The sequence below is a fragment of the Amycolatopsis heterodermiae genome, from assembly GCF_034929455.1.
GTDB lineage: Bacteria > Actinomycetota > Actinomycetes > Mycobacteriales > Pseudonocardiaceae > Amycolatopsis > Amycolatopsis heterodermiae.
Genome location: NZ_JAYFSI010000013.1, coordinates 74,254 through 101,161, shown reverse-complemented (window position 1 = coordinate 101,161; position 26,908 = coordinate 74,254). Strand labels below are relative to the sequence as shown.

Sequence of the window (26,908 nt, the reverse complement as noted above, 5' to 3'; positions counted from 1 at the left end):
CCTGGGTTTTGCCCGGCGGATCTGGAACCATGACCGGGTGCCCCCGCGACCCCTCGCCCTGAAGTGGCCCACGGTGGCGATCCCGGCCGCGGCGGGCGTGCTCGTCGTAGTGCTGGCCTGGCTCGCCGGGCCCGGGCTGCTCGGGATCAGCAACGACGACGCCGGTGTGCCGGTGTCGGCCGAGGTCACCAAGCCCGCGCCGTGCGACCGGCTGGACCCCGTGGAGACCGTGCGGTTCACCGTCGGCGGGAAGACCCACGAAGGCACCCTCAACGGCTGCGGTCACGGCCAGAACGAGCACGTCGACGTCGGCGTCCCGGACGAGCTGCCGGAGACGGGCACGGTCACCGTCCGGGTGGCGGACACGTCGGCCGGCGCGTCGGACGCGCGGCGCCCGATCGGGCTCGCGCTGCTGGTGTTCGCCTGCTTCGCCGGCGGGATCTCCGTCTACACCTGGCTGCGTCTGCCGCCGAAGCCGCGGCCGAAACCGAAGGCCGCCAAACCGGCGAAGGTCAGCTGACTTCGGACGACGGCGCCGCGAAGGTGTTGCAGTCGGCGATCCGGTTGCTCGTCGCGCCCGCCCGCCACCACGACGCGTAGTGCGCGTTGGTGCCGTGGTCGTGGCTGCGGGAGGTGTTGTCGCCGCGGGTCTCCTGGTCGTTCCAGGCCTTGTTGTACATGTCGCGGCTGATCGTGCCGCCCTGGTCGACGTGCGCGCCGAGGAACATCCCCGAGAAGCACTGGGCCTGCAGCTCCTTGCGCCGCGACATCTCGAGCCCGGCCGGGCTGTTCTGGCCGGCCTCGTAGATCTTCTGCCAGGCCGCGTCCATCAGCCCGGCGACCTCCTGGACGTGGTGGCCGTACTCGTGGGCGAACAGGGCCAGGTAGACGCCGGGGTTGTTGCCGTACTGGTCGGTCTGCAGGCCGCGGAAGGGCACGTACAGGTTGTTCTCGCAGTAGTACGCGGCGGTCGCGATGCCGACCTGGATGGTGCCGCACTCGGTCTCGAAGCTCGCGCCGGTCGGGAAGTGCAGCGCCGGCGGGGTGAACGGCAGGCCGTAGGCGGTGAGGAACGGGCCCCACGCGGCGTCCAGGCACTTGCTGGCGGCCGTGAAGAACGCTTCGGCGCCCGCCTGCGTGCTCTGCCACGCCGGGAGCGTGCAGACGCGGTTCTGCAGCCCGGCGTTCGGGTCCTGCAGGATCGGGTGGTCGGCCAGCTTGAGGATCTTCTGCGGGCCGGTCGCGCTGGGCGTCGACAGCTCGGTCGACGGGCCGGGCGACGCCGACGCCGGGGCGCCCGCACCCCCGGGCAGCTGCGAAGGGGTGTCCTGGGACGACGGGTTGTCGCGGTAGTTCGGGTTCGCGAGCGGGGTGTCCTGGCGGTTGAGCGCCACGATCGCGACCAGCCCGAGCACCAGCACGGCCACGGCGCCGAGGCACACCCCGATGATCGCCGCGGGGGAGCGGCGCCGGGGCGCGGAGACGGTGTGGGGATGACCCAGCCACGGGGGAGCCGGTTGCGCATCCGGCACCGGCGGCGGCTGGACGGTTCCGCGGGGCGGGACCTGGCCGTGGGGCGGTTGCGTCATCTAGGCAGTCCCGAAGGGTCTCGGTACGGACCGGGGGTACCCGATCCCGGCGTTCAGCCTACCGGGGGAACGGGGCCTCTCGCACCCGTCCGTGTGCGCACTGTCGCGGTGTGCGGACGTCACCCCAGGTCTGGCCGGGTGCAACCCGCTCTGAGAGAGTGTCCGCAAGCAGGTACCGCAGGCGAGGGGCTTCGATGACAGAGACCGGTGGCGCGCCCGGCGAAGAGGGCGCCGACACGCCGACACCGAGCCGGGGTATCCCCCAGGCTCCCACCCCTGGATCGGGTGAGGTGAGGCCGCCGGAAAGTCACGATCAGTCACCGCCGACGCCGCCGACCGGCTGGCAGGCACCGGACCCCCGTGGCGCTCAGGCCCCGCCTCCCGGCTGGCAGCCGCAGGCCCCGCCGCCGATGTCCTACGGCGCGCCGCAGCAGCAGTACGCGCCGTACCCGCAGCAGCGGGGCTTCGGCCCGCACGGCCTGGGCAAACCCGGCGTGATCGCGCTGCGCCCGCTCAACGTCGGCGACATCCTCGACGGCTCGATCACCGCGATCCGCCGGTACCCGCTGGTCATCCTGGGCATCGGGGCCGTGATGGCGGTGATCTCGGCCGCGCTCTCGTTCCTGATCCAGCGGCTCGTCTACAGCGACCTGCAGGGCCTGGCCAGGATCGGCCCGGGCTCCACCGAGGCGGAGGCGCGTGACGCCCTGTTCGGCACCTTCGGGGACCTGGCGATCGTCGCGCTGCCGACGGCGTTGCTCACGACGCTGCTGCTGACCGTCGTGAACGGCCTGCTGGCCGCCGTGATGGGCCGCGCCGCGCTGGGCCGTGAGGTGACGTTCTCGCTCGCGTGGGCCGAGGTCCGGCCCCGGCTGCTGCCGCTGCTCGGCGTCGGGCTCGTCTACTCGATCGTCTCGACCATCGGCTTGATGCTCTGCATCGTCCCCGGCGTGGCCGCCTACGTGTTCTGGGCGCTGGCCAGCGCCGCGCTGGTGCTGGAACACGGCACGTTCAAGCAGGCGTTCTCCCGGTCGGTCCGGCTGGTCAAGGGCTCGTTCTGGCGGGTGTTCGGCATCCTGCTGCTGGCCGGGATCATCGAGTACCTGTTCAACAGCATCATCCAGGTGCCGTTCAGCCTCGGCAGCGGCGTGTTCAGCCAGGTGCTGAACCCGTCGGCGCAGCCGGTCGTGCCCGGTACCGGCGAGCTGCTGCTGCAGGGGGTCGGCCAGATCATCTCCGGCACCATCGCGACGCCGTTCGTCGCGCTGGTCACCGTGATCGTCTACCTGGACCAGCGGATGCGCCGCGAGGGCATGGACATCGAGCTGGCCCGCGCCGCCGGGGTGACGCCGCCGCAGGCGTGGTGACCCTGCTGCTCGCCGACGTCCCGGTCGACATCGACCGGGACACCGCGCGGCGCGCCGCGCAGGACGAGCTGACCGACCAGAAGTACCAGCAGGCCAAGCCGGGCGTGCTGCAGGAAGCCGCCCAGTGGGTCGGCGAGCAGCTGGACAAGCTGCTGAACGGCCTGTCCTCGGCGGTCCCCGGTGGGATCTTCGGCGTGCTGCTGATCCTCGTGGTGCTGATCGTGCTCGTCGTCGTGATCCGCCTGCGCACCGGCAAGATCGCCCGCGCGGCCCGTGCCGACCGGCTCGTCTTCGAGGGGAAACGGCAGAACGCCGCCGACTACCGCCGGTCCGCCGCGGCCGCCGCGGCCGCCGGACGGTACGACGACGCCGTCCGCGACGCCTTCCGCGCGCTCGTGCGGGCGCTGGAGGAACGCGCCCTGCTGGACGCCCGCTCGGGCCGGACGGCCGACGAGGCCGCCGCGGAGGCCGGGGTGCTGCTGCCGAACGTCGCGAACGAGCTGCGCCAGGGCGCGCGCCTGTTCGACGACGTCCACTACGGCGGCCGTGAAGGCACCGAAGCGGCCTACCGCACGCTGACCGAGCTGGACGACCGCTGCCGCCGCGAACGGCCGGTGGTGATGGCGGCCTCGTGACCACCTCCGTTTCGCCGGACGTGCGCCGGATCTGGCGTGGCTCCCGCCTGCCGCTGGCCCTGCTCGCGCTGGTGGTCGCCGCCGCCGCGCTGCTCCTGCTCGGCCGCGGCGACCAGACGTTCGGCGCGCTCGAACCCGGCTCCTACGAACCCGGCGGCGCGCACGCGCTCGCGAAACTCCTGGCGGACCAGGGCGTCGACGTCCGGACCGTGCACACGATCGGCGAAGCGGACGACGCGCTCGGCGAGAACTCGACGTTGCTCGTCACGCAGCCGGACCTGGTGCCGGCGAAGCGCTTCGACGCGCTGCGGCGGCGGGCCGCGGACGTCGTCCTCGTGACGCCCGGCGCCCCGACGCTGAAGGACTCCCTGCCGCTGGTCCGGCCGGTCGGCCAGAGCGCCGTCGACACGCTGAGCCCGCAGTGCACGGTCGCCGCCGCCGTCGCGGCCGGCGACGTCACGCTCGGCGGGATCGGGTACGCCGCCCCCGGCGCGCGCTCGTGCTACCCCGGCGAGGACGGCGGTGGCACGCTGCTGCAACTCGCCGACGACGGCGGCACGACGACGCTGCTCGGCTCGTCGTCGCCGCTGACCAACGGCAAGCTCGCCGAGCAGGGCAACGCGGCGCTGGGCCTGCACCTGCTCGGGCAGCACCCGAAGCTGGTCTGGTACCTGCCCTCGGCGTCCGACCCGGCGCTGGACGACTCGCGGAAGTCGATCTTCGAGCTGATCCCGGACGGCTGGTACTTCGGCGCCGCGCAGGTCGGCATCGCCGTCGCGCTGCTGGCGCTGTGGCGGGCCCGGCGGCTCGGCCCGGTCGTCACCGAGCCGCTGCCGATCGTCGTCCGCGCGGCCGAAACCGCCGAGGGCCGCGCCCGGCTGTACCGGCGCGCGAAGGCGGCCGACCACGCGGGCGAAACACTGCGGGAGGCGGCGCGGACCCGGTTGCGGACCACGCTGGGCCTGCCGCGCGACGCCGACGCGGCGGCGCTGGTGACGTCGGTGAGCGAGCGCGTCGGCCGGCCCGCGAACGACGTCGGGGCCGTGCTGTACGGGCCGCCGGTGACCGGCGATCCCGCGCTGGTGCGGCTGGCCGGCGAACTGGACAGGGTGGAACGAGAGGTGGAGCGATCTTGACCAGCGGTACCGAAGGCACGACCGGGGCCCGCGACGCGCTGATCGCGCTGCGCGCGGAAGTCGCGAAGGCCGTCGTCGGCAACGACGCCGCCGTCACCGGGCTGATCCTGGCCCTGCTCTGCCGGGGGCACGTGCTGCTCGAAGGTGTCCCCGGCGTCGCGAAGACGCTGCTGGTGCGCGCGCTCGCGGCCGCGCTGGACCTGGAGACCACGCGCGTGCAGTTCACGCCGGACCTGATGCCCGGCGACGTCACCGGTTCGATCGTCTACGACGCGCACAGCGGCGAGTTCTCCTTCCGTGAGGGCCCGGTGTTCACGAACCTGCTGCTCGCCGACGAGATCAACCGGACGCCGCCGAAGACGCAGTCGTCGCTGCTGGAGGCGATGGAGGAGCGGCAGGTCTCGCTCGACGGCAAGTCGCGGCCGCTGCCCGACCCGTTCATCGTGATCGCCACCCAGAACCCCGTGGAGTACGAGGGCACCTACCCGCTGCCGGAGGCGCAGCTGGACCGGTTCCTGCTCAAGCTGACCATGCCGACGCCGTCGCGCGAGGACGAGATCGGCATCCTCTGGCGGCACGCGCAGGGCTTCGACCCGCGCAACCTGGCGGCGGCGGGCCTCAAGCCGGTGGCGGGAGCGGCAGAACTCGCTGTCGCGCGCGAAGCGGTGGCGAAGGTGACGATCGGGCCCGAGGTGATCGGCTACGTCGTCGACCTCTGCCGGGCGACGCGGCAGCTGCCGTCGGTGCGCATCGGCGTCTCCCCGCGTGGGGCGACGGCGCTGCTGGCCGTTGCGCGGGCCTGGGCGTGGCTCGCCGGGCGCGACTACGCGACCCCGGACGACGTCAAGGCGCTGGCCCGGCCCGCGCTGCGCCACCGCCTGGACGTCCGGCCCGAGGCCGAGCTGGAAGGCGTCACCGCGGACGGCGTGCTGGACCGGGTGCTCGCCACCGTGCCCGTGCCGCGCTGACATGGCCGTCACCGGAAGGCTCGGGCTGCTGGCGCTGTTCGGCGCGCTGGTGGTCGGGCTGCTCCTGCCGTCGCGCGCCGGCCTGCTGGCCGTCGGCGGGGTGCTGCTCGTGCTGGTGGTCGTGGATCTGGTGCTGGCCGGGAGCGTCCGGCCGCTCGAGTTCACGCGCTCCGGCGACACGTCGGTGCGGCTCGGGGAGCCGTGCGAAGTGACGCTGGTGGTGACCAACCCCGGCGGCCGCGCGGTCCGCGGGCAGCTGCGCGACGCGTGGCCGCCGTCGGCGGGTGCGGCCGACCGGCACGCGGTGCGCGTCCCGGCGGGGGAGCGGCGGGCCTTGGTGACGGCGTTGCGTCCTTCGCGGCGCGGTGACCGGACGGCGGCGCGGGTGACGGTCCGTTCGGTGGGGCCGCTGGGGCTCGCGGCGCGGCAGGGTTCGCACGCGGTGCCGTGGACGGTCCGCGTGCTGCCGCCGTTCCACAGCCGCAAGCACCTGCCGTCGCGGCTCGCGCGGCTGCAGCAGCTCGACGGCCGCAACGCCGTGCTGATCCGCGGCCAGGGCACGGAGTTCGACTCGCTGCGCGAGTACGTCATCGGCGACGACGTCCGTTCGATCGACTGGCGCGCGACGGCCCGCGCGGCCGACGTGATGGTCCGGACCTGGCGCCCGGAACGCGACCGGCACGTGGTGCTGGTGCTCGACACGGGCCGCGTCTCGGCGGGCCGGGTCGGCAACGCCCCGCGCCTGGACGCGGCGATGGACGCGGCGCTGCTGCTGGCCGCCCTGGCGACCCGGGCGGGCGACCGCGTCGACCTGCTGGCCTACGACCGTCGTTTGCGCGCGGCGGTCCAGGGCTCGACCGGGGCGGCGTTGCTGACGTCGCTGGTCAACGCGATGGCACCGCTGGAGCCGTCCCTGATCGAGACGGATGCGCGGGGCATGGTCGCGGAGGTGCTGCGGCGGACCCGGCGTCGCGCGCTGGTCGTGCTGCTGACGGGCCTGGACGCGGCACCGCTGGAGGAGGGCTTGTTCCCGGTGCTGAGCTCGCTGACGTCGCGGCACGAGCTGGTGATCGCGTCGGTCGCGGACCCCCGGGTGGCGGAGATGCTCGCGGGCCGCGGCGACGCGGAAGCGGTGTACGACGCGGCGGCGGCGTCCCGCACGCTGGCGGAGCGCAGCCGGATGACGGAACGCCTGGCGCGCCACGGGGTGAGCGTCGTCGACGCGGTCCCGGAGGAGCTGCCACCGGCCTTGGCAGACCGCTACCTGGCCCTGAAAGCCGCCGGCCGGCTCTAGTCCCGTACCCAGCGGGACGACACGCGTACCCAGCCGTACGACACGCGTACGCCAACGGACGACACGCCGGGCGAGTCCCAGTATCGCCGTGTCGTCCGTCCAGGTACGCGTGTCGTCCACCTGCGTACGCGAGTTCGCCGTTCCGGTACACCGCTTGCCTGTGATTGCCGGGTCGACACGCGTGATTGCGGAGTCGACACGCGTGACTGGAGAGTCGACACGGTGCCGCGCAGGGACTTTCGCCGTGTCGACCTCTCAATCACGCGAGTCGACCCTTCAATCACGTGTGTCGGCGTTCTGATCACGGCGTCCCTCGGGCGAGTGGCTGCGGTGGTGCGGGGCCCGCCGGACTGTTAAGCCCGAAGGATGCGAAAGCTTTTCGTGGGGTGCCTGGTCCTGGTCTCGGTGTCGGTTCCGGCGGTCGCGTCGGCCGACGACGGCGCGCCCGTCTACCTCGCCGACGGCGGGGGCACGCTCTCGCTCGCCGCCGTCGACGGCAAGCCCGTTCTCGCCGACGCCAAGGACCCGAACGCGAAATGGAAGTACGACAAGACGTCCCAGCACTTCACGAGTGTCCCTAGTGGACAGTGCCTGACCGCGGCCAGCCCGGTCGACGGCGTCGCGGTGAAGCTCGCCGCCTGTGACGACAAGGACAAGCACCAGGCCTGGCGGCGGGTCGCCGGCCTGCCGGGGCTGGTCGAGATCGCGAACGTCGCCACCGCGCGCTGCCTCACCGCGGAAGGCGCGGTCGCGGGAGCCCGGCTGTACCAGGAAGTCTGTTCCCTGAACGGGATTTCCAACACCTGGGCCGCGGGCGGCCGCACGCTCGCCATCCTGTCCGGCAACGGCCAGCGCCTGGCGACGAAGGATCCGGGCGCGCCGTTCGTCGTCCGGGTGATCGGCGAAAACGGCCAGCCGGCGGCGGACGTCCCGGTGAGCTTCTACGTCCGCGCCGCCCGCCCGAAGAACCTCCTGGTCTTCGAAGGCGGCAGCGACATGGCGACGGCGAAGACGGGCGCCGACGGCTCGGCGTCGAGCCCGAAACTGACGTTGACCGAGCAGGGTGAGTTCGAGGCCCGGTTCGTCGGAACCGCGAGCCTGGACGACGGATCGTCCATCGCCTTCGAGGGTTCGTGCCTATGCTGATTCGGGCAGCGCGTCGCCGATGTCCCGCGCCTCGAGGTCGCCGACCTCGCCTTCGCGGGCCGCTCGGCGGCCGAGGGTGAAGACGTAGACCAGGAACAGCACCTCGGCCAGGACGCCGATCCCGACGCGCACCCACGTCGGCCAGCCCGACGGGGTCACGAACGCCTCGATGACGCCCGTCACCAGCAGCACGCACGCCAGCCCGAGCGCCATCACGACGACCGACCGGCCCTGCTCGGCCAGCGCGGCCGTGCGCGAGCGGCGGCCGGGGTCGATCACCGTCCAGCCGAGCTTCAGGCCGGTGCCCGCCGCGACGAACACCGCGGTCAGCTCCAGGAGGCCGTGCGGGAGCAGCAGGCCGATCATCACGTCGGCGCGGCCGGCCGCGCTCATCGCGCCGATGATCAGGCCCGCGTTGAGCGCGTTCATCCAGAGCGCGCCGATCACCGGCAGGCCCAGCGCGATCCCGAGGAACAGGCAGGTCGCCGCCACCCAGGCGTTGTTCGTCCAGACGCGCGCGGCGAACGTCGTCGCCGGCCCGGTCGAGTAGTAGCTCTCGGCGTCGCCGCCCGGCTTGGTCAGCTGGTTCAGCTCGTCCGGCGTCGCGATCGAGGCGCGCACGTGCGGATCACCCGAGACCCACACGGCGATCACCACGATCACCGCGATCGAGGCCACCATCGCCGGGATCCACCACCGCCGCGACAGGTAGACCGCGGCGGGGAACCGGCGCGTGAAGAACAGCGCGACCTCGCGCCACGCCGGGTTGTGCGACCCCGAGATCGCCGAGCGGCCGCGCGCGACCAGCCCGGACAGCCTGCCGATCAGCGCCGGGTCGGGCGCGACCGACCGGACGATCGACAGGTGCGTCGCCGTCCGCTGGTAGAGCGTCACCAGCTCGTCGGCTTCCGCGCCGGTGAGCTTGCCGCCGCGGCGGGTCAGCTCGCCGAGCCGCTGCCACTCGGCCGAGTGAGCCACCACGAAGACGTCCAGATCCACCAGGCCACCCTATCCGTCGATAGGCTGGTTCCCGTGCACGAGGAATCCGAGCTGGTCACCGGCGAAGCCGTCGTCCTGGACCTGCGCGTCGCCAAGCTCGCCAGCCGGGCCCTCGCGATGGCGCTCGACGTCGTCGTCCAGTTCGCCCTCCTGCTCGGCGCGCTCTTCGTGCTGACGCTGACCGTCCCGCCGGACGACGGCTCGCTCGCGCTGACCCTCTTCCTCGTGTTCCTGGTGCTGGTGATGGTCGGCTACCCGGTGCTGTTCGAGACGCTCTCGCGGGGCCGGTCGCTGGGCAAGATGGCGCTGGGGCTGCGCGTGGTGCGCGTCGACGGCGGCCCGATCCGCTTCCGCCACGCGCTGACCCGCGGGCTCGCCGGTTTCGTCGTGGACTTCTGGACGCTCGGGCTGTTCGGCGCGGTCGCGGTGATCGTGTCGCTGTGCTCGTCCGACGGCCGCCGCGTCGGCGACTTCCTCGCCGGGACGCTCGTGGTCCGCGAGCGCGTCCCGGAAAGCGCCGGCTACCCGGCGATCGGCATGCCGCCGGGCCTGGAGGGCTGGGCGTCCCACCTCGACCTGACCCGGCTGCCGGACGACCTCGCGCTGGCGAGCCGCCAGTTCCTCGCGCGCTTCAACGAGCTGCGCCCGGAGGCGTCGCACGCGCTCGGCTGGGGGCTCGCGCAGCAGGTAGGCAACGCGCTGGGGGCGGCGGTGCCGCCCGGGGTGCCGCCGTGGGCGTTCCTGGCCGCGGTGCTGGCGGAACGGCGGAACCGCGACCACGCCCGCGCGTTCCAGGCCTACGCGACGGCGCAGACCCAGCAGGCGCAAGCGTTTGCGGCGCAGGGTTACCCGGGTCAGGCTTACCCGGCGCAGGCGTATGCGGCGCCTCCGCAGGCCTACCCGGGGCAGGCGCCGTCGCAGCCGTTCCCGGCGCAGCCGCAGGCCTACCCCGGGCAGGCGCCGTCGCAGCCCGTTCCGTCGCAGCCCTTTCCGTCGCAGCCGAATGCCGGACCCTCGCAGCCGTTCCCGGCGCAACCGGCCGAATACGCGGGCTCCGCCGAGCCGACCCCGCCACGCGGCACACCGGTACCGCCGGTCGAAAACCCGTTCACGCCGCCGAGCTGACCTGCCCCGCCCGACCCCGAGCGCCCCAATGTGGCGTTGGGTGCGCTGGACGCACCGAACGCCACATTGGGTGCGTCAGATGCACCCAACGCCACATTGGGGCGTTACGAGACGTCTCCCGCGGACGCCGTCCACGTGTTGCACTGCTGGCTGCGGTTGGTCGTCGCGCCGTGCTGCCACCAGGAGATGTTGTGCTTGGCGCTGCCGTGGTCGCGCTTGCCGTTGCGGGCGTAGTCGTCGCCGCGGTCCTGGGCGTTCCAAGCCTCGTTGTAGATGTTCTTGTCGACCGAGCCGCCCGACACCGACGCCGAACCCAGGAACATCCCCGAGAAGCACTGCGCCTCGAGCTCCATGCGGCGTGACAGTTCGAGGCCGACGGCCGAGTCGGCGCCCGCGTCGTAGCGCTGCTCGCCGTAGGCGTCGGAGATACCGGCCATGTTCTGCACGTGGTGGCCGTATTCGTGGGCGAGGATCGACAGGTAGGGGCCGGGGTGGTTGCCCCAGACGTCGATCTCGATGCGGTCCATCGGCATGTAGATCGTGTTGTTCGACGGGCAGTAGAACGGCGTGACGCCGGTGGTCGTGCCGCCGCTGCCGCACGGCGTCGACGACTCCGAGAGCGACCGCGGCACGGCCAGGTTCGGCGACTCGAACGGCAGGTCGGCGCCGCCCAGCGCCTTCGACCACATCGCGTCGAGGCAGGTGATGCCGGACTGGAAGAACCGCGTGACGCTGGCCTGGTCGGTCGCCCAGCGGCTCAGCGAGCACGGGACGTTCTGCAGGCCGAAGGCCGGGCTGGCGAACAGCGGGTTGTCGCCGGTCTTCGCGACCGAGTGGGGCCCGGACGGCGTCTGGGACGTCGGCGTCTCGCGCCCGGACGTGGTCTCGCGCGTGGTCGTCTCTTCGGAGGACGACGTCGTTGCGGTCGTTTCCTCGCTGGTCGTGGCCGACTCGGTGTCGGTCGGGTAGGTGCTGGAGTAGCCGGCGTCGGCGACGTGGCGCGAGTTCCCGCCGGTCAGCGCGACGGCCGCGATCAGCCCGCCCACGACGGCCACGATCCCGATGATCGACACGGCCACGATCAGGCCGGTGTTGGACTTCTTGGCGACGTAGGGCCGGTACCCGGGCGCGAACCGCGGCCCGAAGGTCATGGCAGGCGGCGGCCCGGCATAACCGGGAGCGAAAACGGGCGCAGGAGCCGTCACGGGCGGCGGCAACGGAGCCCCACTGGGCGGCGGACGGAACTGGGCACCGAAGCCGGGCTGGGGATAGGGCCCGGACGGCGGTCCCGGCGCGGGGAACCCCTGGGTGCCCTGCGGACCTTGCGGGCTCTGCGGCGGACGCCCGGGCTGCTGCGGCCCCCGCGAACCCGGCGGCGGCCCGGCGGGAGCCTGCGGATTCCGCGGCGCGTACGGGTTTTGCTGCAGCGGACCGGTAGGCCCCTGCGGCGCTCCGGCGGCTTGCTGTGGCCTCCGTGGCGGAGGTCCGACAGGTCCCTGCCCCCGCCCCGGCTGTCCCTGTGGCAACGGCCGGTTCGCCGGCGGTGGCAACGGCCGCGCCCCCGGCGGTGGGAGGGGCGGCCGAGCCCCCGGAGGCGGCATCGGACGTCGCGGGTCGTGTGGACCCTGCGGCGGCTGAGACATCTTTGCGGAACCCCCCGTGGACTATCCCCGTCGGAAGCGGCGTACCTGCGCTGATCTCGCCGTTCCGGCCGTCAGCATAGATCCAGTGCTCTAGGGTGTGGTGCTGTGTTGAGGAAACTCGCCGCTGTGGTCGCCGCGGCCGGGATGCTGACCGCGGGCACGGCCGCGGCCGCCGACGGGCCCACCGCCGGGCCGCCGCTGCCCGCCCAGCCGAGCGAGCAGGTCAAGAAGCCGCAGCTGCTCGGCAGCATCGTGCCGGGCCAGCCGCCCGCCGGCGGCACCAGCGCCGACGTCGCGCTCAAGCTCCTGCGTGACGGCTCCCTCTCCGTCACCGAGAAGGTCACCGTCCCCGGCGGGCAGCAGCTCGTTTCCCGCGTCCCGCTGCGGGTTTCGGCCGGTGACGACCAGGACCGCGTCTTCGCCGTCCGCGACGTCAAGACCGAGGGGGCCGCCACCAGCCAGGTCACCGGCGACCAGCTCATCCTCACCTTCACCGGCGGCAGCTCGACCGTCACCTACCTCGTCGACGGCGTCGTCGCCGACCAGGCCGGTCGGCAGCAGGCGCGCTGGCAGGCCGCGAGCGGCTTCGACGGCCCGGTCGCCAAGCTCACCGCGTCGTTCATCGCACCGTCGCCCGATCTGTCCCCTGTGGACTGTTTTGCCGGCCCGATCGGCTCCAGCCAGCGCTGCACCCTCGCCGAGCTCGACCACACCGGCGTCGTGCGCCTGGAGCAGAACGACGTCCCGCCGGGCGACCGCGTCGACCTCCTGGTCGGCCTGCCCGCCGGCACCACGCCGGCCACCGCGAAGTTCGCCGACATCGGCCTGCTCGCCAACGCCTTCGCCATGACGCCGCTGACCGGAGTCGTCTTCGCCGTCCTCCTGGTGCTCCTGATCGCCGCCGCGGTCTTCGTGGTGCGCCGCCGCCGGCAGGACGCGGGCGCGCTCACCGCCGCCACCGGCCCGGTCGAGGTGCTGCTGCGCGACGGCGAACGCGTCTACTTCGCCTCCCCGGACGGCGTGCTGCCCGGGCAGGTCGGCACGGTCATCGACGAGACCGTCGACGTCGTCGACATCAGCGCCACGGTGGTCGACCTGGCCGTCCGCAACTACCTGTGGCTCGCGGAGGTACCCGGGCCCGACTGGCAGCTCGCCCGCCGCAACCCGCCCGACGAGCACCTCCACGACTTCGAGCGCGCCGTCTACGAAACGCTCCTCCCCGAGGGCACCGACGCCGTGCTCGTGTCGCAGCTGCGCGCCCGCGGCGGCCTCGACCTGCGCCGGATCAGCGACGCGATGTACGCCGACGTCGTCACCAAGCGCTGGTTCTCCCGCCGCCCGGACACCGCGCGCGGCCGCCTGACCTGGCTCGGCGCCGGGATCTTCGCGCTCGGGCTGGTCGTCACGGCGGTCCTCACGTTCACCGTCGGGGACGCGCTGCTCGGTGTCGCGCTCGCGCTGGCCGGGCTCGGCGTCGCCGCCGCGGCCGTGCTGCTGCCCTCGCGCACCGCGCGCGGCCGGGTGCTCGTCGGCCAGGTCCGCGGCCTGCTGCACTACCTGCACCACGCCAAGGCCGAGGACATCCCGCCGGGCGACCGCGAGATGGTGTTCTCCCGGTCGCTGCCGTACGCGGTGGTGCTGGGCGACACCGAACGCTGGCTGGGCACCTTCGCCGCGCTCAACCCGGCGTCGGACGGCACGGCCGGGCTCTACTGGTACGGCGGCATGGAGGCCGACAGCGACCTGCGCCGGTTCGGCGCGCACTTCCCGTCGTTCCTCACCGCGCTCGACGGGCTGCTCACCGAGTCCGGCCGCACCACGTCACCGCGCTGACGTGCTCGCGGCGGCGGTGCTGACGCTCCTGTTGGCCGCGGCTCCGGTGGACCAGCCGTCGTTGCCCGCGCTGCCGCAGAGCGCCGAGATCCAGCTCAAGGTGCAGCGTGACGGCTCGCTGTCGGTCGCCGAAGCGGTGTCCGTGCCGGGCGGCGTCACGATGGACCGCCGGGTCGCGCTGCGGGTCGCGGCGCCGCACCACCGCGACCGCGTCTACGGCGTCCGCGACGTCGTGCTCGAAGGCAGCGGCACGGCGTCGGTCGACAAGGACGCGTTCACCATCCACCTGACGTCCGGCACGTCGATCGTCCGGTACACAGTGGACGGTGCGGTCGACGGCGACCGGGTCACCTGGGAGCTGGCCGGGGGCTGGAGCACCGACCTCAAGTTCCTCCGCGCGTCCTTCGCCGCGCCGAAGATCCCGACGGCCGTGGACTGCCTCGCCGGACCGGCCGATTCGGACTTCCAGTGCGGTGCCGCGCAGATCGACCACGCCGGCCTGACCCGGTTCAGCCAGCAGAACCTCCTCGCGGGCCAGCGGATGACGGCCACCGTCGAGCTGCCCGCGGGCACCGTCCCGGCCAACGCGCGGCTGGTGCCGTCCAAGACGCTCGCGGGCGCGTTCGTCGTCACCGCCCCGGTCGGCTGGGCCTGGGCGGGGTTCGGCGCGCTGCTGCTGGCCGCGGCCGCGTTCGTGCTGTTCGCGCGCCGCCGGGACGCCGGGACGCCGGAGCCGCCGAAGGCCGAGCTGGTCTCGCCGAGCGGCGAGTTCGCGTCACCGGAAGGGGTGCTGCCGGGCCACGTCGGCGTGCTGCTGCACGGCCGCGCCGGGCCGGCGGACCTGGCCGCGACCGTGCTCGACCTGGCCGTCCGCAACTACCTCTGGGTCAGCGACGGCTCCCGGCTGACCCGCCGCAACCCGCCCGACGAGCACCTGACGTCCTTCGAGCGGGCGGTGTTCGAGGCGGTCCTGCCGGAGGATTCGGTGACCCTTGCCGAACTGCGGCGCGACCACGTCGACATCGCACCGGGACAGTTGCACGCCGACGCCGTCCGCCGCGGCTGGCTCGCGCCGCGGCCCGCCCGGCTCCGCCGCGCCGGGATCCGGGTCGTCTTCTACGGCGTGTTCCTGACCGTCCTGCTGGCGCTGACCGCCGGGTACGCCCAGCTCGGCGTCATCCTCGCGCTGGCCGGGGCGGCCGCCGCGGTGGTGTCGGCGGCGCTGCCCGCGCGCCGGCGAGCCGGCCTCGACGTCGCCCGGCGGCTGCGCGGGGTCGCCGCGGAACTGGCTGCCGTGAAGGCCGAGGACCTCGGCAAGCCGCAACGGGAACTGGTGTTCTCACGCGGCCTGCCGTACGCGCTCGCTCTGGGCGAACTGGGGCCGTGGGTGGCCGCGTTCGACGGCCTCAAACACCCGCCGACGGTCTACTGGCACGACGGCGACATCACCCCTGACCAGGCCGGATCCTTCGCGATCAACCTGGCCGGAGCGTTCGCGGCGGCCCGCCGTGGCCGCCTTCGAAGCCTCGTGAGTGGGAAACAGGGTTAGAACACCGTTTCTCACTCACGAGGCGGGACGCGGGGAATGGGCCAGTCGTCGTAGGGTGGGGCCATGGCCGATCCCGAGCTCGTCCGATACACCCTAGACAACGGTTTGCGCGTGGTCCTCGCACCCGACGCGACCGCGCCGGTGGTCGGCGTCAGCGTGCACTACGACGTGGGTTTCCGCTCCGAGCCGGAGGGACGCACCGGTTTCGCGCACCTCTTCGAGCACCTGATGTTCCAGGGCTCCGAGAGCCTGGAGAAACTCGCCCACTTCCGGCACGTCCAGTCCAGCGGCGGCACCTTCAACGGGTCCACCCATCCGGACTACACCGACTACTTCGAGGTGCTGCCGAGCGCCGCGCTGGAGCGCGCGCTGTTCCTCGAGGCCGACCGGATGCGCGCGCCGAAGCTGACCGCCGAGAACCTGGCGAACCAGATCGACGTCGTCAAGGAGGAGATCCGGCTCAACGTGCTGAACCGGCCTTACGGCGGGTTCCCGTGGATCACGCTGCCGCCGGTGCTGTACTCGACGTTCCCCAACGCGCACAACGGTTACGGCGGCTTCGAGGACCTCGAGAGCGCCACGGTCGAAGACTGCGCCGCGTTCTTCGACACCTACTACTCGCCGGCCAACGCCGTGCTCACCGTGGCGGGCGACTTCGAGATCGCCAACGCCAAGGACCTGATCGAGAAGCACTTCGGCGACGTCCCGCACCGGCCCGCGCCGCAGCGGCCGTCGTTCGCCGAGCCGCTGCCGACCACCGAGCTGCGCGGGGAGAACGTCGACCCGCACGCCCCGCTGCCCGCGCTCGCCGTCGGCTACCGGATGCCCGACCCGATCAACGACGTCGACGGTTACCTCGCCTACCTCGTGCTCGCCGGCGTGCTGACCGACGGCGACGGCTCCCGGCTGCAGCAGCGGCTGGTGCACAAGGAGCCGCTGGTCGTCGACATCGGCGCCGGCGCCGGGCTGTTCGGCCCGTTCGAGGCCCGCGACCCGGACACGTTCACCATCACCCTGATCCACCCGCACGAGGTGACGCGCGAGCGCGTGCTCGCGGCGCTGGACGAAGAGCTGCAGAAGCTCGCCGACAGCCCGCCGAGCGACGAGGAGCTGCGCAAGGTCACCGCCCGCTGGACGGCGAGCCTGCACTCCGAGCACGACCGCCTGGTCTCCCGGACCCTCGCGCTCGGCTCGTTCGAACTGCTCTACGGCGACGCGTCGCTCGTGTACCAGCTCGCGGACCGGATGTCCGCCGTCACCTCGGAAGCCGTTTCGGCGGCGGCGAAGGCGCTGCGTCCCGACGCGCGTGCCGTCCTGGTGGTCAAGCCCGCTTCGGAAGGGACCAACGAGAAGTGACTTCTGCAACGCACCGCAGCGCCGAGGAGATCGGCCGCACCGCGCAGGGGCCGCGTCCGCTGCCCCCGCTGGGCGAGCAGCGCGTCGCCGGCGACCTGTCCCATGTGGACACCACGCTGTCGAACGGACTGCGGGTGCTGGCCGTCCGCAAGGCGACCGTGCCGATGGTCGAGGCCCGGCTGTGGATCCCGTTCGCGGGTGACGACGCGCTGCACCCGGCGACCGCCGAGGTGCTCGCCGAGACGATCCTCACCGGCACCGCGCGCCGCAACCGCATCGACATCGACACCGAGCTGGCGCTGATCGGCGGGGACATCGGCGTCGGCGTCGACCCGGAACGCCTGGTGCTGACCGGTTCCGCGCTCGCCGCCGAGCTGCCGACGTTCCTCGACGTGCTCGCCGACGCCCTCACCGGCGCGACGTACGCCGACGAGGAGATCGCCCGGGAGAAGGAGCGGCTGGTCGAGCGGATCGCCGTCTCCCGCACGCAGCCGCGCACGATCGCCCGCGAAGCGCTGCAGAAGCACCGCTACGGCGACCACCCGGCCACGCGCGAGGTGCCTCGCGCCGAAGACGTCGCGGTGGTCACCCCGGAGCAGGTCCGCGCGCTGCACCAGGCGTCCGTGCAGGCCCGCGGTTCGGTGCTGGTGCTGGTCGGCGACATCGACCCGGGCGGGGTCATCGGCGAGCTGGAGAAGGTGCTCGGCGCCTGGGCGTCGGACCGCTCCGCCGTCCGGCTGCCCGCGTTGCCGGACCTGACCGGCCCGAGCGTGCTGCTGGTGCCGCGCGCCGGGGCCGTGCAGTCGCAGATCCGGCTGTCCGCGCAGACCGTGCCGCGCACCGACCCGGGCTACGCGGCGCTGCAGCTGGCGAACCTGGCCTACGGCGGGTACTTCTCGTCACGGCTGGTCGAGAACATCCGCGAGAACAAGGGGTACACCTACTCCGCGCACTCCGGTTTCGAGTTCACCGACGACACCGCGGTGGTCAACGTCGACGCGGACACCGCGACCGACGCGACCGCCCCGGCGCTGCTGGAGACCCGCTACGAGCTGGGCCGCCTCGGCCAGGTCCCGCCGACGGGCGACGAGCTGGAGTCGGTTCGGCAGTACGCGATCGGCTCGCTGCTGACCTCGACGTCGTCGCAGGCCGGGCTGGCCGGGCAGGTGCTGGCGCTGGCCTCGACCGGGCTGAGCCTGGAGTGGCTGAACGAGCACCCGGCGCGGGTCGCCGCCGTCACCGCCGAAGAGGTGGCCGACGCGGCGCTGAAATACTTCGCTCCCAAGCGGTTCACCGGCGTGGTCGTCGGCGATGCCGCGGTGCTGGAACGCAAGCTGCTGGCGCTCGGTGACGTCGAAGTGGGCGAGCCCGCCTGATGTCCGTCCCGTTCACCCTGGATGCCCTGCCGACCCTGTCCCGGTCCACTGTGGACCGTCAGGAAGGCTTGCGCACCAACCCCGCACGACTGCTGAGCCGGTGGGCTGACGCCCGGGTCGTCCTGCTGGACGACACCGGGCGCACCCCGGTCGTCGAGGGATCGTCGGTGCTGGCGTTCCGCAAGGCCGTCGACTTCGGCGCTTCGCCGCCCGAAGACGCGGTCTTCCTCGGCGAGTGGGAGGACACCGACTACTGGTCGCTCCCGGGCGGCCCGTCGGGCGAGACCGACACGGTCAAGATGGCCGGCAGCTGGGGCTTCGTCGAAGAGGTCCCGCGCGTCGACGGCGAGATCTGGGTCGAGCTGCGCGGGTACGGCGACCGGCTGGACGACACGTCAGCCGGCCTTTTCACGACGGCTCAGGCGTTGCGCAACTGGCGTCGCCAGGCCAAGTTCTGCACCCGCTGCGGCCACCCGACCGAGCTGATCCAGTTCGGCTGGGCGAGCAAGTGCACGAACGACGGCCGCGAGGAGTACCCGCGCACCGACCCGGCGGTGATCTGCCTGGTCCACTCGCTGGAGGGGACCAACGGCTCCCACGTCCTGCTGGCCCGCCAGCCGATCTGGCCGGCGGGGCGCTATTCGGTGCTGGCGGGGTTCGTCGAGGCGGGGGAGTCGCTGGAGGCGTGCGTGCTCCGCGAGATCCGCGAAGAGGTCGGCGCCCTGGTGTCGGACGTGCGGTACCTGGGCAGCCAGCCGTGGCCGTTCCCGCGTTCGATCATGCTGGGCTTCACGGCCCGGGCGGACCGCACGCTGCCGCTGGTCCCGGCGGACGGCGAGATCGAGGAAGCGCTGTGGGTCTCCCGCGCGGAGGTGCGCGCGGCGTTCGAGAACAGCTCGCAGACCCCGACGCCGATCGCGGACGGGGCATCGGAGATCCTCCTGCCGGGCAACTCCTCCATCGCCCGCGTGATGCTCAAGGCCTGGGCGGACGCGGAGGAGTAGTCACGGCCAGTACGGCTGGGCCTGCTTCGCCGCCTCGGTGATGGCCCGGCCGTCCAGTGTGGTGGCGGTGCGGTCGAGACCGGCCTTCCGCCACTCGACGGAGAACTCGACGGGACCGGCCGGCAGCGGGCTCAGCCAGAGCTGCCGGTCGCCCCGATAGCGGCGGTCGTCGTAGCTCGCGCCGCCGCCAAGCTCGGTCAGGGTGCCGCGGTCAACCCGGAACCGCAGGCCGTCGCCGGTCGGGCCGGGAAACCCGCCGGCGTGGCTTTCGCCGATGCCGTCCCAGGTGGACCGGTCCAGCGACCCGCGCCGGACGTTCAGGTGCAGATGCAGAGCGCAGCCGTCCGGATACGCGACCACGTGCTGCAACGCGACGACGGCAAGGTCCGTCCGCGCGACGAAGCGCGCGATCGGGACGGGGTACCCGAGCACGTCCTCGGGCGGCGTCATCGCAGGTCACCTCGCTCGATCACCCTGCGGTCCGGCTCGCCGGCGAAGTCGGGGACGGCGCCGAAAGCCAAGTTCAGCGTCTCCAGCCGGTAGCTCCACTGGTCACCGCACGCACACGGCGAGCCGAAGCGGTAGTTGATCTGCCAGCGCAGCCATTCGCCCGGCCACAGGCGGACCGGCTCCGGCCGCCACTCCCGGCGCGGCCAGCTCATGCGCGCCAGCTCGACCCGCACCGTCAGCGAACCGCCGGCTTCCCGGAGTGTCACGCCGTCCAGCGTGTCGAGGACCTTGAAGCGCGGCTCGAAACCGGTCGACTCGTCGACATCCACCTCGTGGAGCGGGGCCTCGCCGGGCCAGGGGAAGGCCTCCGGCACGCGATTGCGCACGGAAGCCGCCGGGCCACCCCGGGACCGCTTGGTCCAGGTGGTCCGCACCCGCTGCGCGAAGACGTCCACAGGATCAGCATCCCCGCTCGCGCAACCGGAAATCCGCTGACCAAGCCCACTGCACCCGGCGGAACTCGTTCACCGGTGTTTCCGCCACGTGGCCCAGCAGGCCTTCAAGCGTTACCTGGCCGTTTCCGGAGCCCGTTGACGGCTGTGGCTCGGCTCACTACAGTCCCCGGAAACCGTCTGTAAAGTATCCTAATTAAGTCGGGAGCGACGACAAGTGCGAGCCGGTAGCCCGCGGATGCTGCGCGAGATCAACGATCGCGCGGCCATCGAGGTCCTCCTCCGGGAGGGCCCGCTGACGCGCGCCGAGCTCGAGCTCGCCATCGGCCTGTCCAAGCCCGCCACCGCGCAGCTCATCACCCGCCTCGAGCTGGACAACCTGGTCGTCAAGGCCGGCGTACGGGGTGGCGGACGCGGCCCGCGCGCCCAGCTCTGGTCGGCCAACGGCGGGCTCGCCTACGTCGCCGCCGTCGATCTCACCCCGCACGTCGCGGACTTCGTCGTCGCCGACGTCGCCGGGACGGTCCTCGCCGAGCACCAGGTCGCGCTGCCCGTCCACGAGGGCGCCGACGTCGTCGGGACCTTCGGTGAGGCCCTGAGCCACGTCGCCGAGGCCGCCGGGATCACCCGCGAGGAGCTCGCCCACGTCGTCATCGGCGCCCAGGGCGCCTTCGACCCGCGCACCGGCCTGCTCTCCTCCGCCCCGCACATCCCCGGCTGGCTCGGCTTCGACGTCCCGCAGAAGCTCAGCGACGAGCTCGGGGTCGACGTCCTGATCGAGAACGACGTCAACCTCGTCGCCGTCGAGGAGATGAGCGCCGGGAAGGCGCAGGACGTCGACGACTTCGTCATGGTGTGGCTGTCCGAAGGCGTCGGCGGCGCGGTCGTCATCGGACGGCGGCTGCTGCGCGGCGCCACCGGCGGCGGGGGCGAGATCGACTGGATGCGCGTGCCCGACCCGGCGACCGTCGACACCGGCGACGTCTGGCCCGAGGCCGGCGCCCGGTTCGGCAACCTCGTCGACTCGCCCGCGATCTGCCGCCTCGCCGCCGCCTACGGCATCCAAGCCGGCACCGCCTGGGACGCCGTCGAGCAAGCAGGCGCACAGCACCCCTTCCTCGACGACCTCGCGAGGCGCGTCGCCGGCGGCATCGCGAACCTCGTCGCGGTCGCCGACCCGCAGCTCGTCCTGCTCTGCGGGGACACCAGCCGCGCGGGCGGCGAGAACTTCGCCGGGCTCGTCCAGGGCCGGCTGCACGACCTCGTCCTGCCGCGCACCCCGGTCGGCTGCGCGTCCGTGCAGGGCAACGCCGTCCGCGCGGGCGCGCTGCAGTCCGCGCTCGCCAAAACCCGTGAGGACGTCTTCGGCGTCGTCACCCCCACGCTCCTCGGGTCGCGCCGACCCGCGGTCGGACCCTCGCCCGGTAAAGCGGCGGTCCCGAACACCCGTCCCGCCCCGTCCCCAACCGAGTAGCCCAACCGATGAGGAGGAGGGCCATGCGCCCTACCAACCGGACCCGTCGCGGCGCAGCGTTAATCGCCGTGGCCGCGGCGTCCGTCCTGCTGACCAGCGCCTGTTCCGGCGCCGCCGCGCCCAGTGGCGGCGGTGACGCGGCCGCCGCGCCCGGCAAGGACGACAAGATCACGATCACCGTCTACAGCAAGTTCACCGACCGCGAGTACGGCGTGGTCACCGCGGGCCTGAACAAGCTCAAGGCGAAGTACCCGAACATCGAGATCAAGCACGAGGGCAACCAGGACGACGACAAGCTCACGCAGTCGATCCGCGGTGGCAACCCGCCCGACGTCGCGATCTCGTTCTACACCGACAACCTCGGCGCCTGGTGCTCCAACGGCAGCTTCCAGGACCTGAAGCCCTACATCGAGCGCGACAAGATCGACCTCAGCCAGATCCCCGACGCGGTCCGCAACTACACCGAGTACCAGGGCAAGCGGTGCGCGATGCCGATGCTCGCCGACGTCTACGGGCTCTACTACAACAAGGACATGTTCGCGGCGAAGGGCATCACGTCGCCGCCGAAGACCACCGACGAGTGGCTCGAAGACGCCAAGAAGCTGACCGAGTACAACGCGGACGGCTCGATCAAGGTCGCCGGCTTCCTGCCGTCGATGCCGTTCTACGGCAACCAGGCCCAGTACTGGGCGCCGAACTTCGGTGCGCCGTTCATCGGCCCGGACGGCAAGTCGGACCTCGCCAGCAACCCCGGCTGGAAGGCGATGTTCGAGTTCCAGCAGAAGCTGATCGACGCCCTCGGCGGCCACGACAAGGTCGAGAAGTTCAAGGCCGGCCTCGGGGACGAGTACTCCGCGGACAACGGCTTCCAGAAGGGCAAGCTGGCCATGATCTACGACGGTGAGTTCCGCACCGCGTTCATCAAGGACCAGGCGCCGACGCTGAACTACGCCACCGCGCCCGCCCCGGTGCTCAGCACCATGGCCGACAAGTACGGCAGTGCCTTCACCACCGGCACGATCATCGCGATCCCCAAGGGCGCCAAGAACCCCGGCGCCGCGTGGGAGCTGATCAAGCAGGCCACATTGGACACCGACACCCTGGTGGACATGGCCAACGGCCTGAAGAACGTGCCCAGCACGAAGGCCTCGCTGACGTCGCCGCGCCTCGACCTGCAGCCGCAGTTCAAGACGTTCCTCGACATGTACGACAGCGGCAAGCTCGTGTCGAACCAGACCACCCCGATCGGTGACGCGCACCTCAAGGCGGTCAACGACTTCGCCGAGAAGTGGCAGGCCGGCTCGATCCCCGATCTGACCGAAGGCCTGAAGAAGGTGGACGCGCAGATCGACGACGAACTGAAGCAGAAGGGCGCGGGCGGATGACCTCCACCCTCGCCGCGAAAACCGACGGAACCTCGTCCGCGCCTTCAAAGGCGCGGGCGGGGGCCCGCCGGGCCGGCAAGCGCCGCCGGACCGCTCTGTTCTTCATGCTCCCGGCGCTCATCGGGTTCCTGGTCTTCTTCGGTTACCCGCTGATCGCCACGGTCTACTACTCCTTCACCAAGTACGACCTGATCAACCCGCCGCAGTTCATCGGGTTCGACAACTACGTCCGGATGTTCACCACCGAGCCGCTCGTCGGCACGGCCGCGTACAACACGCTGTGGCTGGTGGTCGTCCTGACCGTCTGCCGGGTGGCGTTCTCGCTCGGCATCGCGTCGGTGATCTCCCGGCTGAAGTCGGGTGTCGGCCTGGTCCGGACGCTGTGCTACCTCCCGACGCTGGCCCCGCCCGCGGCGGCGACGCTCGCGTTCGTCTTCGTGTTCAACCCCGAATTCGGCCCGGTGAACCGGTTCCTGCGGCTCATCGGCATCGACGGCGGCCTGTGGTTCAACAGCCCGGCCATGTCGAAGCCCGCGCTGACGCTGCTCGCGCTGTGGGGCTCCGGCGAGCTGATGATCATCATCCTGGCCGCCCTGCTCGACGTCCCGACCGAGCAGTACGAAGCGGCCGAACTCGACGGCGCCGGCGCCGTCCGCAAGTTCTGGCACGTCACGCTGCCGTCGATTTCGCCGGTGCTGCTGTTCGGCGTGGTCAACTCGATCATCTACGCGCTGCAGTTCTTCACCCAGGCGATAGTCGCGGCGTCCGCCTCGGCGGGCACCGCCGACGTCGCCGGCAACTCGAAGCTCATCGGCGCACCCGAGAACTCGACGCTGACGTACCCGATCTGGCTGTACGTCCAGGGTTTCCGCTACTTCAACATGGGTTACGCGGCCGCGATGGCGGTGCTGCTGTTCATCGTCTCGGCCGGCTTCACCTGGATCTTGGTGCGGCAGCTGCGTAAGTCCCAGCACCAGGAGGAGGGCGCATGACCGCGTTGGCGGAAGCGCCGCAGAGGCCGGCGGGCGTGGACCCGAAGGTGCGGTTCAAGCGGAGCTGGGACAAGCGCCTGTCCTGGATCGCGTTGCACGCGACCGGGATCGCGCTCGGCGTGATCTTCATGCTGCCGCTGCTGTTCGTCTTCCTCACCGCGGTGATGGCGGACGACCAGGCGATGACGGCGAGCCTGTGGCCGACCGAATGGCACTTCGAGAACTTCGTGACGGTGTTCAAGAAGGCGCCGCTGCTGGAGTACTTCGGCAACAGCCTGCTCTATTCGGCGCTGGCGACGATCGGCGCGCTGCTTTCGGCGATCCCGGCGGCGTACGCGCTGGCGAAACTGCGGTGGCGCGGGCAGAACCTGTTCTTCATGCTCACGGTGGCCGCGATGATGCTGCCGCCGCAGGTCACGGTCGTGCCGCTGTACGACCTGTGGGTGCGGCTCGGCCTCACCGGCACGCTCGTGCCGCTGATCACGCCGTACTTCTTCTTCGACGCGTTCTCGATCTTCCTGCTCCGGCAGTTCTTCCTCACCATTCCGAAGGACTACCTCGAAGCGGCGAAGATCGACGGCTGCAACGAGTTCCAGGCGATGTACCGGGTGCTGATCCCGATGGCGAAGCCCGGAATCGCGGCCACCGCGATGTTCTGCTTCCTGTTCACCTGGAACGACTACTTCGGGCCGCTGCTCTACACCGGCGAGAACCAGGACCACTGGCCGCTTTCGCTGGCGATCGCGTCCTTCCGCGGCATGCACCACGTCGAGTGGAACATGACGATGGCGGCGACCGCGCTGATCATGGCGCCCGTGATCATCCTGTTCATCTTCGCGCAGAAGTCGTTCGTCAAGGGCATCACATTCACGGGAGTCAAGGGATGAAGCTGGCAGTCGTCGGTGGCGGGTCCACCTACACGCCGGAGCTGATCGACGGGATCGCCGGTCGGCGGTCCACTTTGGACGTCGACGAGATCGTGCTGGTGGACCCGGACGCCTACCGCGTCGAGGCCGTCGGCGGGTTCAGCCAGCGGCTGCTCGACCACGCCGGCCACCCCGCACGGGTCCGGACCACGCAGTCGCTCGAAGAGGGCGTCGACGGCGCGTCGGCGGTGCTGATCCAGCTGCGGGTCGGCGGCCAGCGGGCGCGGCGCTCCGACGAGACCTTCCCGCACGAATGCGGCTGCGTCGGCCAGGAGACGACCGGCGCGGGCGGCCTCGCGAAGGCGCTGCGCACGGTGCCGGTGGTGCTCGACATCGCCGAGCGCGTCCGCAAGATCGCCGGTGACGACACGTGGATCGTCAACTTCACCAACCCGGTCGGCATCGTCACGCGCGCCCTGCTCAACGAGGGCCACCGCGCGGTCGGGTTGTGCAACGTCGCGATCAACCTGCAGCGGCAGTTCGGGAAGCTGCTGGGGGTCGGCGCCGACGACGTCAAGCTCGTCCACACCGGACTCAACCACCTGAGCTGGGAGCGCGGTGCGCTCGTCGACGGCGTCGACCGGCTGCCGGAACTGCTGGACCAGCACCTGGGTTATCTGTCCAATGAGGTCAGTGTGCCGGAGAAGTGGTTGCGGCGGATGAACGTCGTGCCGTCGTACTACCTGAAGTACTTCTACGCGCACGACGAGCAGGTCGCCAAGCAGCGCACCGAGCGGCCGCGGGCGGAGGTCGTCAGCGACGTCGAGGAGGAGCTGCTCAAGATCTACCTCGACCCGGAGCAGAACACGAAGCCGGAGTCGCTGGAGAAGCGCGGCGGCGCGTACTACTCCGAGGCCGCCGTGCAGCTGGTGCACGCGCTGACCGCGGGCGGGCCGGCCGAGGAGCACGTGGTGAACGTCCGCAACGACGGCACGTTCCCGTTCCTGCCGGACGACGCCGTCATCGAAACGCGGTCCACTGTGGACTCTGCCGGAGCGACGCCGATCCCGCAGTCGCCCGTGGAACCGCAGTTCTCCGGTCTCATCGCGGCGACGACGGCGTACGAGTTCCTGGCGCTGGAGGCGGCGGTCAAGGGCGGCCGTGACCGCGTGGCCGACGCGCTGCTCGCGCACCCGCTGGTCGGCCAGTACACCAAGGCCGACACGCTCGCCGATTCCCTCGTGCAGATCAACCGTGAGTACTTGCCCTGGGCGCGCGGATGAAGCCGGCTGTCATCGCCATCGACGGAGGGAACAGCAAGACCGAGGTCCTCGTGGTGTCGCACGAGGGCGTCGTGCTCGGGAAGTCGCGCGGGCCGGGAGCCTCGCCGCAGAACGTCGGCGTCGCGGCCTGCGTCGCGGCGCTGGAAGCCTTGGTGCTGGAGGCTTTCCCGGACTACGGGGAGAAGCCGTTCGCGGTGCACACGTCGGCCTACCTCGCCGGGCTCGACTTCCCGCGTGAGGAGGAGGCGCTGCACGCGGCGCTGGCGGCCCGCGGCTGGAGCGACACGCTGACCGTCGGCAACGACACCCTCGCGCTGCTCCGGGCGGGCAGCGCGGGGGTCGGCGTGGCGGTGGTGTGCGGCGCCGGGATCAACGGCGCCGGCGTCGGCCCGGACGGCCGCGTGCACCGCTTTCCCGCGCTGGGCAAGATCTCCGGCGACTGGGGCGGCGGTTACCGCCTCGGCGAGGAAGCCCTGTGGTGGGCGGTGCGCGCCGAGGACGGCCGCGGCCCGCGCACCGCGCTGCAGGCGGCCGTGGCCGGCTTCTTCGACCGGCCGACGCTGCTGGACGTCGTCCAGGGGCTGCACTTCGAAGAGATCCCCGCCGCCTCGATCCACGGGCTCTGCCCGCTGCTGTTCGAGGTCGCGGCGACCGGCGACGAGGTGGCGGCGGACATCGTCACCCGGTTCGTCGAGGAGGTCAGCGTGTTCGCGGCGGTGATCCTGCGGAACCTCGACCTGACCGAGGAAGCGCCGGAGATCGTCCTCGGCGGCGGCGTGCTGACGGGCATCGGTGCCGCCGTGATCGCCGAGATCGAGAAGCGGTGCCTGAAGGTCGCCCCGCGCGCGGTGGTCCGCGTCGTCGACGTCAACCCCGTGGTCGGGGCGGCCCTGTTCGGGCTGGACACCCTGGACGCCCCGGCGTCCGCCAAGGCTGCGCTGAAGGCCGCGACCCAGCGCGCGTAGACCCCGGCGGGCCCGGCCCGA

General features: G+C 72.0%; 24 protein-coding genes. 19 read left to right on the top strand and 5 right to left on the bottom strand.

From position 1 onward, the window contains the following. Nucleotides 1–73 precede the first annotated feature (73 nt). Nucleotides 74–520, top strand: a complete 447-nt coding sequence (locus VA596_RS39720; RefSeq protein WP_323334817.1) for a hypothetical protein — start codon at nucleotides 74–76, stop codon at nucleotides 518–520. Here the strand turns inward: VA596_RS39720 and VA596_RS39715 are convergent. Beyond that, nucleotides 513–1,532, bottom strand: a complete 1,020-nt coding sequence (locus tag VA596_RS39715) for a neutral zinc metallopeptidase (RefSeq protein ID WP_323334815.1) — start codon at nucleotides 1,530–1,532, stop codon at nucleotides 513–515. The two genes, VA596_RS39720 and VA596_RS39715, sit on opposite strands and share 8 nt — an antisense overlap. Nucleotides 1,533–1,783: 251 nt before the next feature. On the opposite strand from VA596_RS39715, the gene VA596_RS39710 reads away from it, so the two are divergent. The 6 genes from VA596_RS39710 to VA596_RS39685 all read left to right on the top strand — a co-directional run bounded on the left by VA596_RS39710 (nucleotide 1,784) and on the right by VA596_RS39685 (nucleotide 8,135). Continuing rightward, nucleotides 1,784–2,956 carry a hypothetical protein gene (locus VA596_RS39710; RefSeq protein ID WP_323334432.1) on the top strand — a complete coding sequence of 391 codons (1,173 nt, stop codon included), beginning with the start codon at nucleotides 1,784–1,786 and terminating at the stop codon, nucleotides 2,954–2,956. Continuing rightward, a complete protein-coding gene (locus VA596_RS39705; RefSeq protein WP_323334430.1) occupies nucleotides 2,950–3,591 on the top strand; it encodes a DUF4129 domain-containing protein in 642 nt (213 codons plus the stop codon). Before VA596_RS39710 ends, VA596_RS39705 begins: the two co-directional genes overlap by 7 nt. Beyond that, nucleotides 3,588–4,727: a DUF4350 domain-containing protein gene (locus VA596_RS39700; RefSeq protein WP_323334429.1), complete on the top strand. Its 1,140-nt coding sequence runs from the start codon at nucleotides 3,588–3,590 to the stop codon at nucleotides 4,725–4,727. The genes VA596_RS39705 and VA596_RS39700 overlap by 4 nt, the downstream gene beginning before the upstream one ends. Then, entirely contained in the window at nucleotides 4,724–5,695 is a 972-nt protein-coding gene (locus VA596_RS39695) for an AAA family ATPase (protein WP_323334428.1), read from the top strand. The genes VA596_RS39700 and VA596_RS39695 overlap by 4 nt, the downstream gene beginning before the upstream one ends. Before the next feature lies 1 nt (nucleotide 5,696). After that, complete coding sequence (locus tag VA596_RS39690) at nucleotides 5,697–6,989, top strand: DUF58 domain-containing protein (protein ID WP_323334426.1); 1,293 nt, start codon at nucleotides 5,697–5,699, stop codon at nucleotides 6,987–6,989. Nucleotides 6,990–7,355: 366 nt separating this feature from the next. Beyond that, complete coding sequence (locus tag VA596_RS39685; protein WP_323334425.1) at nucleotides 7,356–8,135, top strand: RICIN domain-containing protein; 780 nt, start codon at nucleotides 7,356–7,358, stop codon at nucleotides 8,133–8,135. Here VA596_RS39685 and VA596_RS39680 read toward each other — a convergent pair. Next, nucleotides 8,127–9,134: a stage II sporulation protein M gene (locus VA596_RS39680; protein WP_323334423.1), complete on the bottom strand. Its 1,008-nt coding sequence runs from the start codon at nucleotides 9,132–9,134 to the stop codon at nucleotides 8,127–8,129. The two genes, VA596_RS39685 and VA596_RS39680, sit on opposite strands and share 9 nt — an antisense overlap. A gap of 33 nt (nucleotides 9,135–9,167) precedes the next feature. Between VA596_RS39680 and VA596_RS39675 the strand changes: the two genes are divergently transcribed. Beyond that, nucleotides 9,168–10,259 carry an RDD family protein gene (locus VA596_RS39675; RefSeq protein ID WP_323334421.1) on the top strand — a complete coding sequence of 364 codons (1,092 nt, stop codon included), beginning with the start codon at nucleotides 9,168–9,170 and terminating at the stop codon, nucleotides 10,257–10,259. Nucleotides 10,260–10,363: 104 nt separating this feature from the next. On the opposite strand, the gene VA596_RS39670 is transcribed toward VA596_RS39675, so the two are convergent. Continuing rightward, a complete protein-coding gene (locus VA596_RS39670; protein ID WP_323334419.1) occupies nucleotides 10,364–11,410 on the bottom strand; it encodes a neutral zinc metallopeptidase in 1,047 nt (348 codons plus the stop codon). Nucleotides 11,411–12,046: 636 nt separating this feature from the next. Here VA596_RS39670 and VA596_RS39665 point away from each other — a divergent pair. The 5 genes from VA596_RS39665 (at nucleotide 12,047) to nudC (ending at nucleotide 19,020) form a co-directional block, all read left to right on the top strand. Further along, nucleotides 12,047–13,735, top strand: a complete 1,689-nt coding sequence (locus tag VA596_RS39665) for a DUF2207 family protein (RefSeq protein WP_323334813.1) — start codon at nucleotides 12,047–12,049, stop codon at nucleotides 13,733–13,735. 1 nt (nucleotide 13,736) lies between these two features. Then, nucleotides 13,737–15,284 (top strand): DUF2207 family protein, encoded by a 1,548-nt coding sequence (locus VA596_RS39660; RefSeq protein WP_323334417.1) that lies wholly within the window; start codon nucleotides 13,737–13,739, stop codon nucleotides 15,282–15,284. A 63-nt stretch (nucleotides 15,285–15,347) separates the two neighbouring features. Further along, complete coding sequence (locus VA596_RS39655) at nucleotides 15,348–16,640, top strand: M16 family metallopeptidase (protein WP_323334415.1); 1,293 nt, start codon at nucleotides 15,348–15,350, stop codon at nucleotides 16,638–16,640. Beyond that, a complete protein-coding gene (locus VA596_RS39650) occupies nucleotides 16,637–18,016 on the top strand; it encodes a M16 family metallopeptidase (RefSeq protein ID WP_323334413.1) in 1,380 nt (459 codons plus the stop codon). Before VA596_RS39655 ends, VA596_RS39650 begins: the two co-directional genes overlap by 4 nt. After that, nucleotides 18,016–19,020, top strand: a complete 1,005-nt coding sequence (gene nudC, locus VA596_RS39645; protein ID WP_323334411.1) for an NAD(+) diphosphatase — start codon at nucleotides 18,016–18,018, stop codon at nucleotides 19,018–19,020. Before VA596_RS39650 ends, nudC begins: the two co-directional genes overlap by 1 nt. On the opposite strand, the gene VA596_RS39640 is transcribed toward nudC, so the two are convergent. Together VA596_RS39640 and VA596_RS39635 are read right to left on the bottom strand one after the other, a co-directional pair. Beyond that, nucleotides 19,021–19,470, bottom strand: a complete 450-nt coding sequence (locus VA596_RS39640; RefSeq protein WP_323334410.1) for a hypothetical protein — start codon at nucleotides 19,468–19,470, stop codon at nucleotides 19,021–19,023. Continuing rightward, entirely contained in the window at nucleotides 19,467–19,925 is a 459-nt protein-coding gene (locus VA596_RS39635; protein ID WP_323334409.1) for a hypothetical protein, read from the bottom strand. The genes VA596_RS39640 and VA596_RS39635 overlap by 4 nt, the downstream gene beginning before the upstream one ends. A 235-nt stretch (nucleotides 19,926–20,160) precedes the next feature. Here VA596_RS39635 and VA596_RS39630 point away from each other — a divergent pair, with 235 nt between their 5' ends. From VA596_RS39630 to VA596_RS39605, 6 genes are read left to right on the top strand one after another with little or no spacing between them, the layout of a single operon-like run. Then, entirely contained in the window at nucleotides 20,161–21,396 is a 1,236-nt protein-coding gene (locus VA596_RS39630) for an ROK family transcriptional regulator (RefSeq protein WP_323334811.1), read from the top strand. 23 nt (nucleotides 21,397–21,419) lie between these two features. Further along, the gene (locus VA596_RS39625; RefSeq protein ID WP_323334407.1) at nucleotides 21,420–22,781 is read left to right on the top strand and encodes an extracellular solute-binding protein; all 1,362 of its coding nucleotides are present in this window, start codon (nucleotides 21,420–21,422) and stop codon (nucleotides 22,779–22,781) included. Further along, the gene (locus VA596_RS39620; RefSeq protein ID WP_323334405.1) at nucleotides 22,778–23,773 is read left to right on the top strand and encodes a carbohydrate ABC transporter permease; all 996 of its coding nucleotides are present in this window, start codon (nucleotides 22,778–22,780) and stop codon (nucleotides 23,771–23,773) included. The genes VA596_RS39625 and VA596_RS39620 overlap by 4 nt, the downstream gene beginning before the upstream one ends. Continuing rightward, the gene (locus tag VA596_RS39615) at nucleotides 23,770–24,660 is read left to right on the top strand and encodes a carbohydrate ABC transporter permease (protein WP_323334403.1); all 891 of its coding nucleotides are present in this window, start codon (nucleotides 23,770–23,772) and stop codon (nucleotides 24,658–24,660) included. Before VA596_RS39620 ends, VA596_RS39615 begins: the two co-directional genes overlap by 4 nt. Continuing rightward, nucleotides 24,657–25,922, top strand: coding sequence for a 6-phospho-beta-glucosidase (locus VA596_RS39610; RefSeq protein WP_323334401.1), 1,266 nt, complete (start codon nucleotides 24,657–24,659; stop codon nucleotides 25,920–25,922). Before VA596_RS39615 ends, VA596_RS39610 begins: the two co-directional genes overlap by 4 nt. Next, nucleotides 25,919–26,887, top strand: coding sequence for an N-acetylglucosamine kinase (locus VA596_RS39605; RefSeq protein ID WP_323334400.1), 969 nt, complete (start codon nucleotides 25,919–25,921; stop codon nucleotides 26,885–26,887). Before VA596_RS39610 ends, VA596_RS39605 begins: the two co-directional genes overlap by 4 nt. The last annotated feature ends 21 nt before the right edge of the window (nucleotides 26,888–26,908 follow it).

What these genes read in the sequence shown, in the direction of transcription:
- VA596_RS39630 (WP_323334811.1), top strand. Translation starts at nt 20,161, where the DNA reads ATGCTGCGCGAGATCAACGATCGCGCGGCCATCGAGGTCCTCCTCCGG.
- VA596_RS39625 (WP_323334407.1), top strand. Translation starts at nt 21,420, where the DNA reads ATGCGCCCTACCAACCGGACCCGTCGCGGCGCAGCGTTAATCGCCGTG.
- VA596_RS39710 (WP_323334432.1), top strand. Translation starts at nt 1,784, where the DNA reads ATGACAGAGACCGGTGGCGCGCCCGGCGAAGAGGGCGCCGACACGCCG.
- VA596_RS39640 (WP_323334410.1), bottom strand. Translation starts at nt 19,470, where the DNA reads ATGACGCCGCCCGAGGACGTGCTCGGGTACCCCGTCCCGATCGCGCGC.
- VA596_RS39610 (WP_323334401.1), top strand. Translation starts at nt 24,657, where the DNA reads ATGAAGCTGGCAGTCGTCGGTGGCGGGTCCACCTACACGCCGGAGCTG.
- VA596_RS39615 (WP_323334403.1), top strand. Translation starts at nt 23,770, where the DNA reads ATGACCGCGTTGGCGGAAGCGCCGCAGAGGCCGGCGGGCGTGGACCCG.
- VA596_RS39620 (WP_323334405.1), top strand. Translation starts at nt 22,778, where the DNA reads ATGACCTCCACCCTCGCCGCGAAAACCGACGGAACCTCGTCCGCGCCT.
- VA596_RS39665 (WP_323334813.1), top strand. Translation starts at nt 12,047, where the DNA reads ATGCTGACCGCGGGCACGGCCGCGGCCGCCGACGGGCCCACCGCCGGG.
- VA596_RS39605 (WP_323334400.1), top strand. Translation starts at nt 25,919, where the DNA reads ATGAAGCCGGCTGTCATCGCCATCGACGGAGGGAACAGCAAGACCGAG.
- VA596_RS39655 (WP_323334415.1), top strand. Translation starts at nt 15,348, where the DNA reads ATGGCCGATCCCGAGCTCGTCCGATACACCCTAGACAACGGTTTGCGC.
- VA596_RS39670 (WP_323334419.1), bottom strand. Translation starts at nt 11,410, where the DNA reads ATGACCTTCGGGCCGCGGTTCGCGCCCGGGTACCGGCCCTACGTCGCC.
- nudC (WP_323334411.1), top strand. Translation starts at nt 18,016, where the DNA reads ATGTCCGTCCCGTTCACCCTGGATGCCCTGCCGACCCTGTCCCGGTCC.
- VA596_RS39685 (WP_323334425.1), top strand. Translation starts at nt 7,356, where the DNA reads ATGCGAAAGCTTTTCGTGGGGTGCCTGGTCCTGGTCTCGGTGTCGGTT.
- VA596_RS39690 (WP_323334426.1), top strand. Translation starts at nt 5,697, where the DNA reads ATGGCCGTCACCGGAAGGCTCGGGCTGCTGGCGCTGTTCGGCGCGCTG.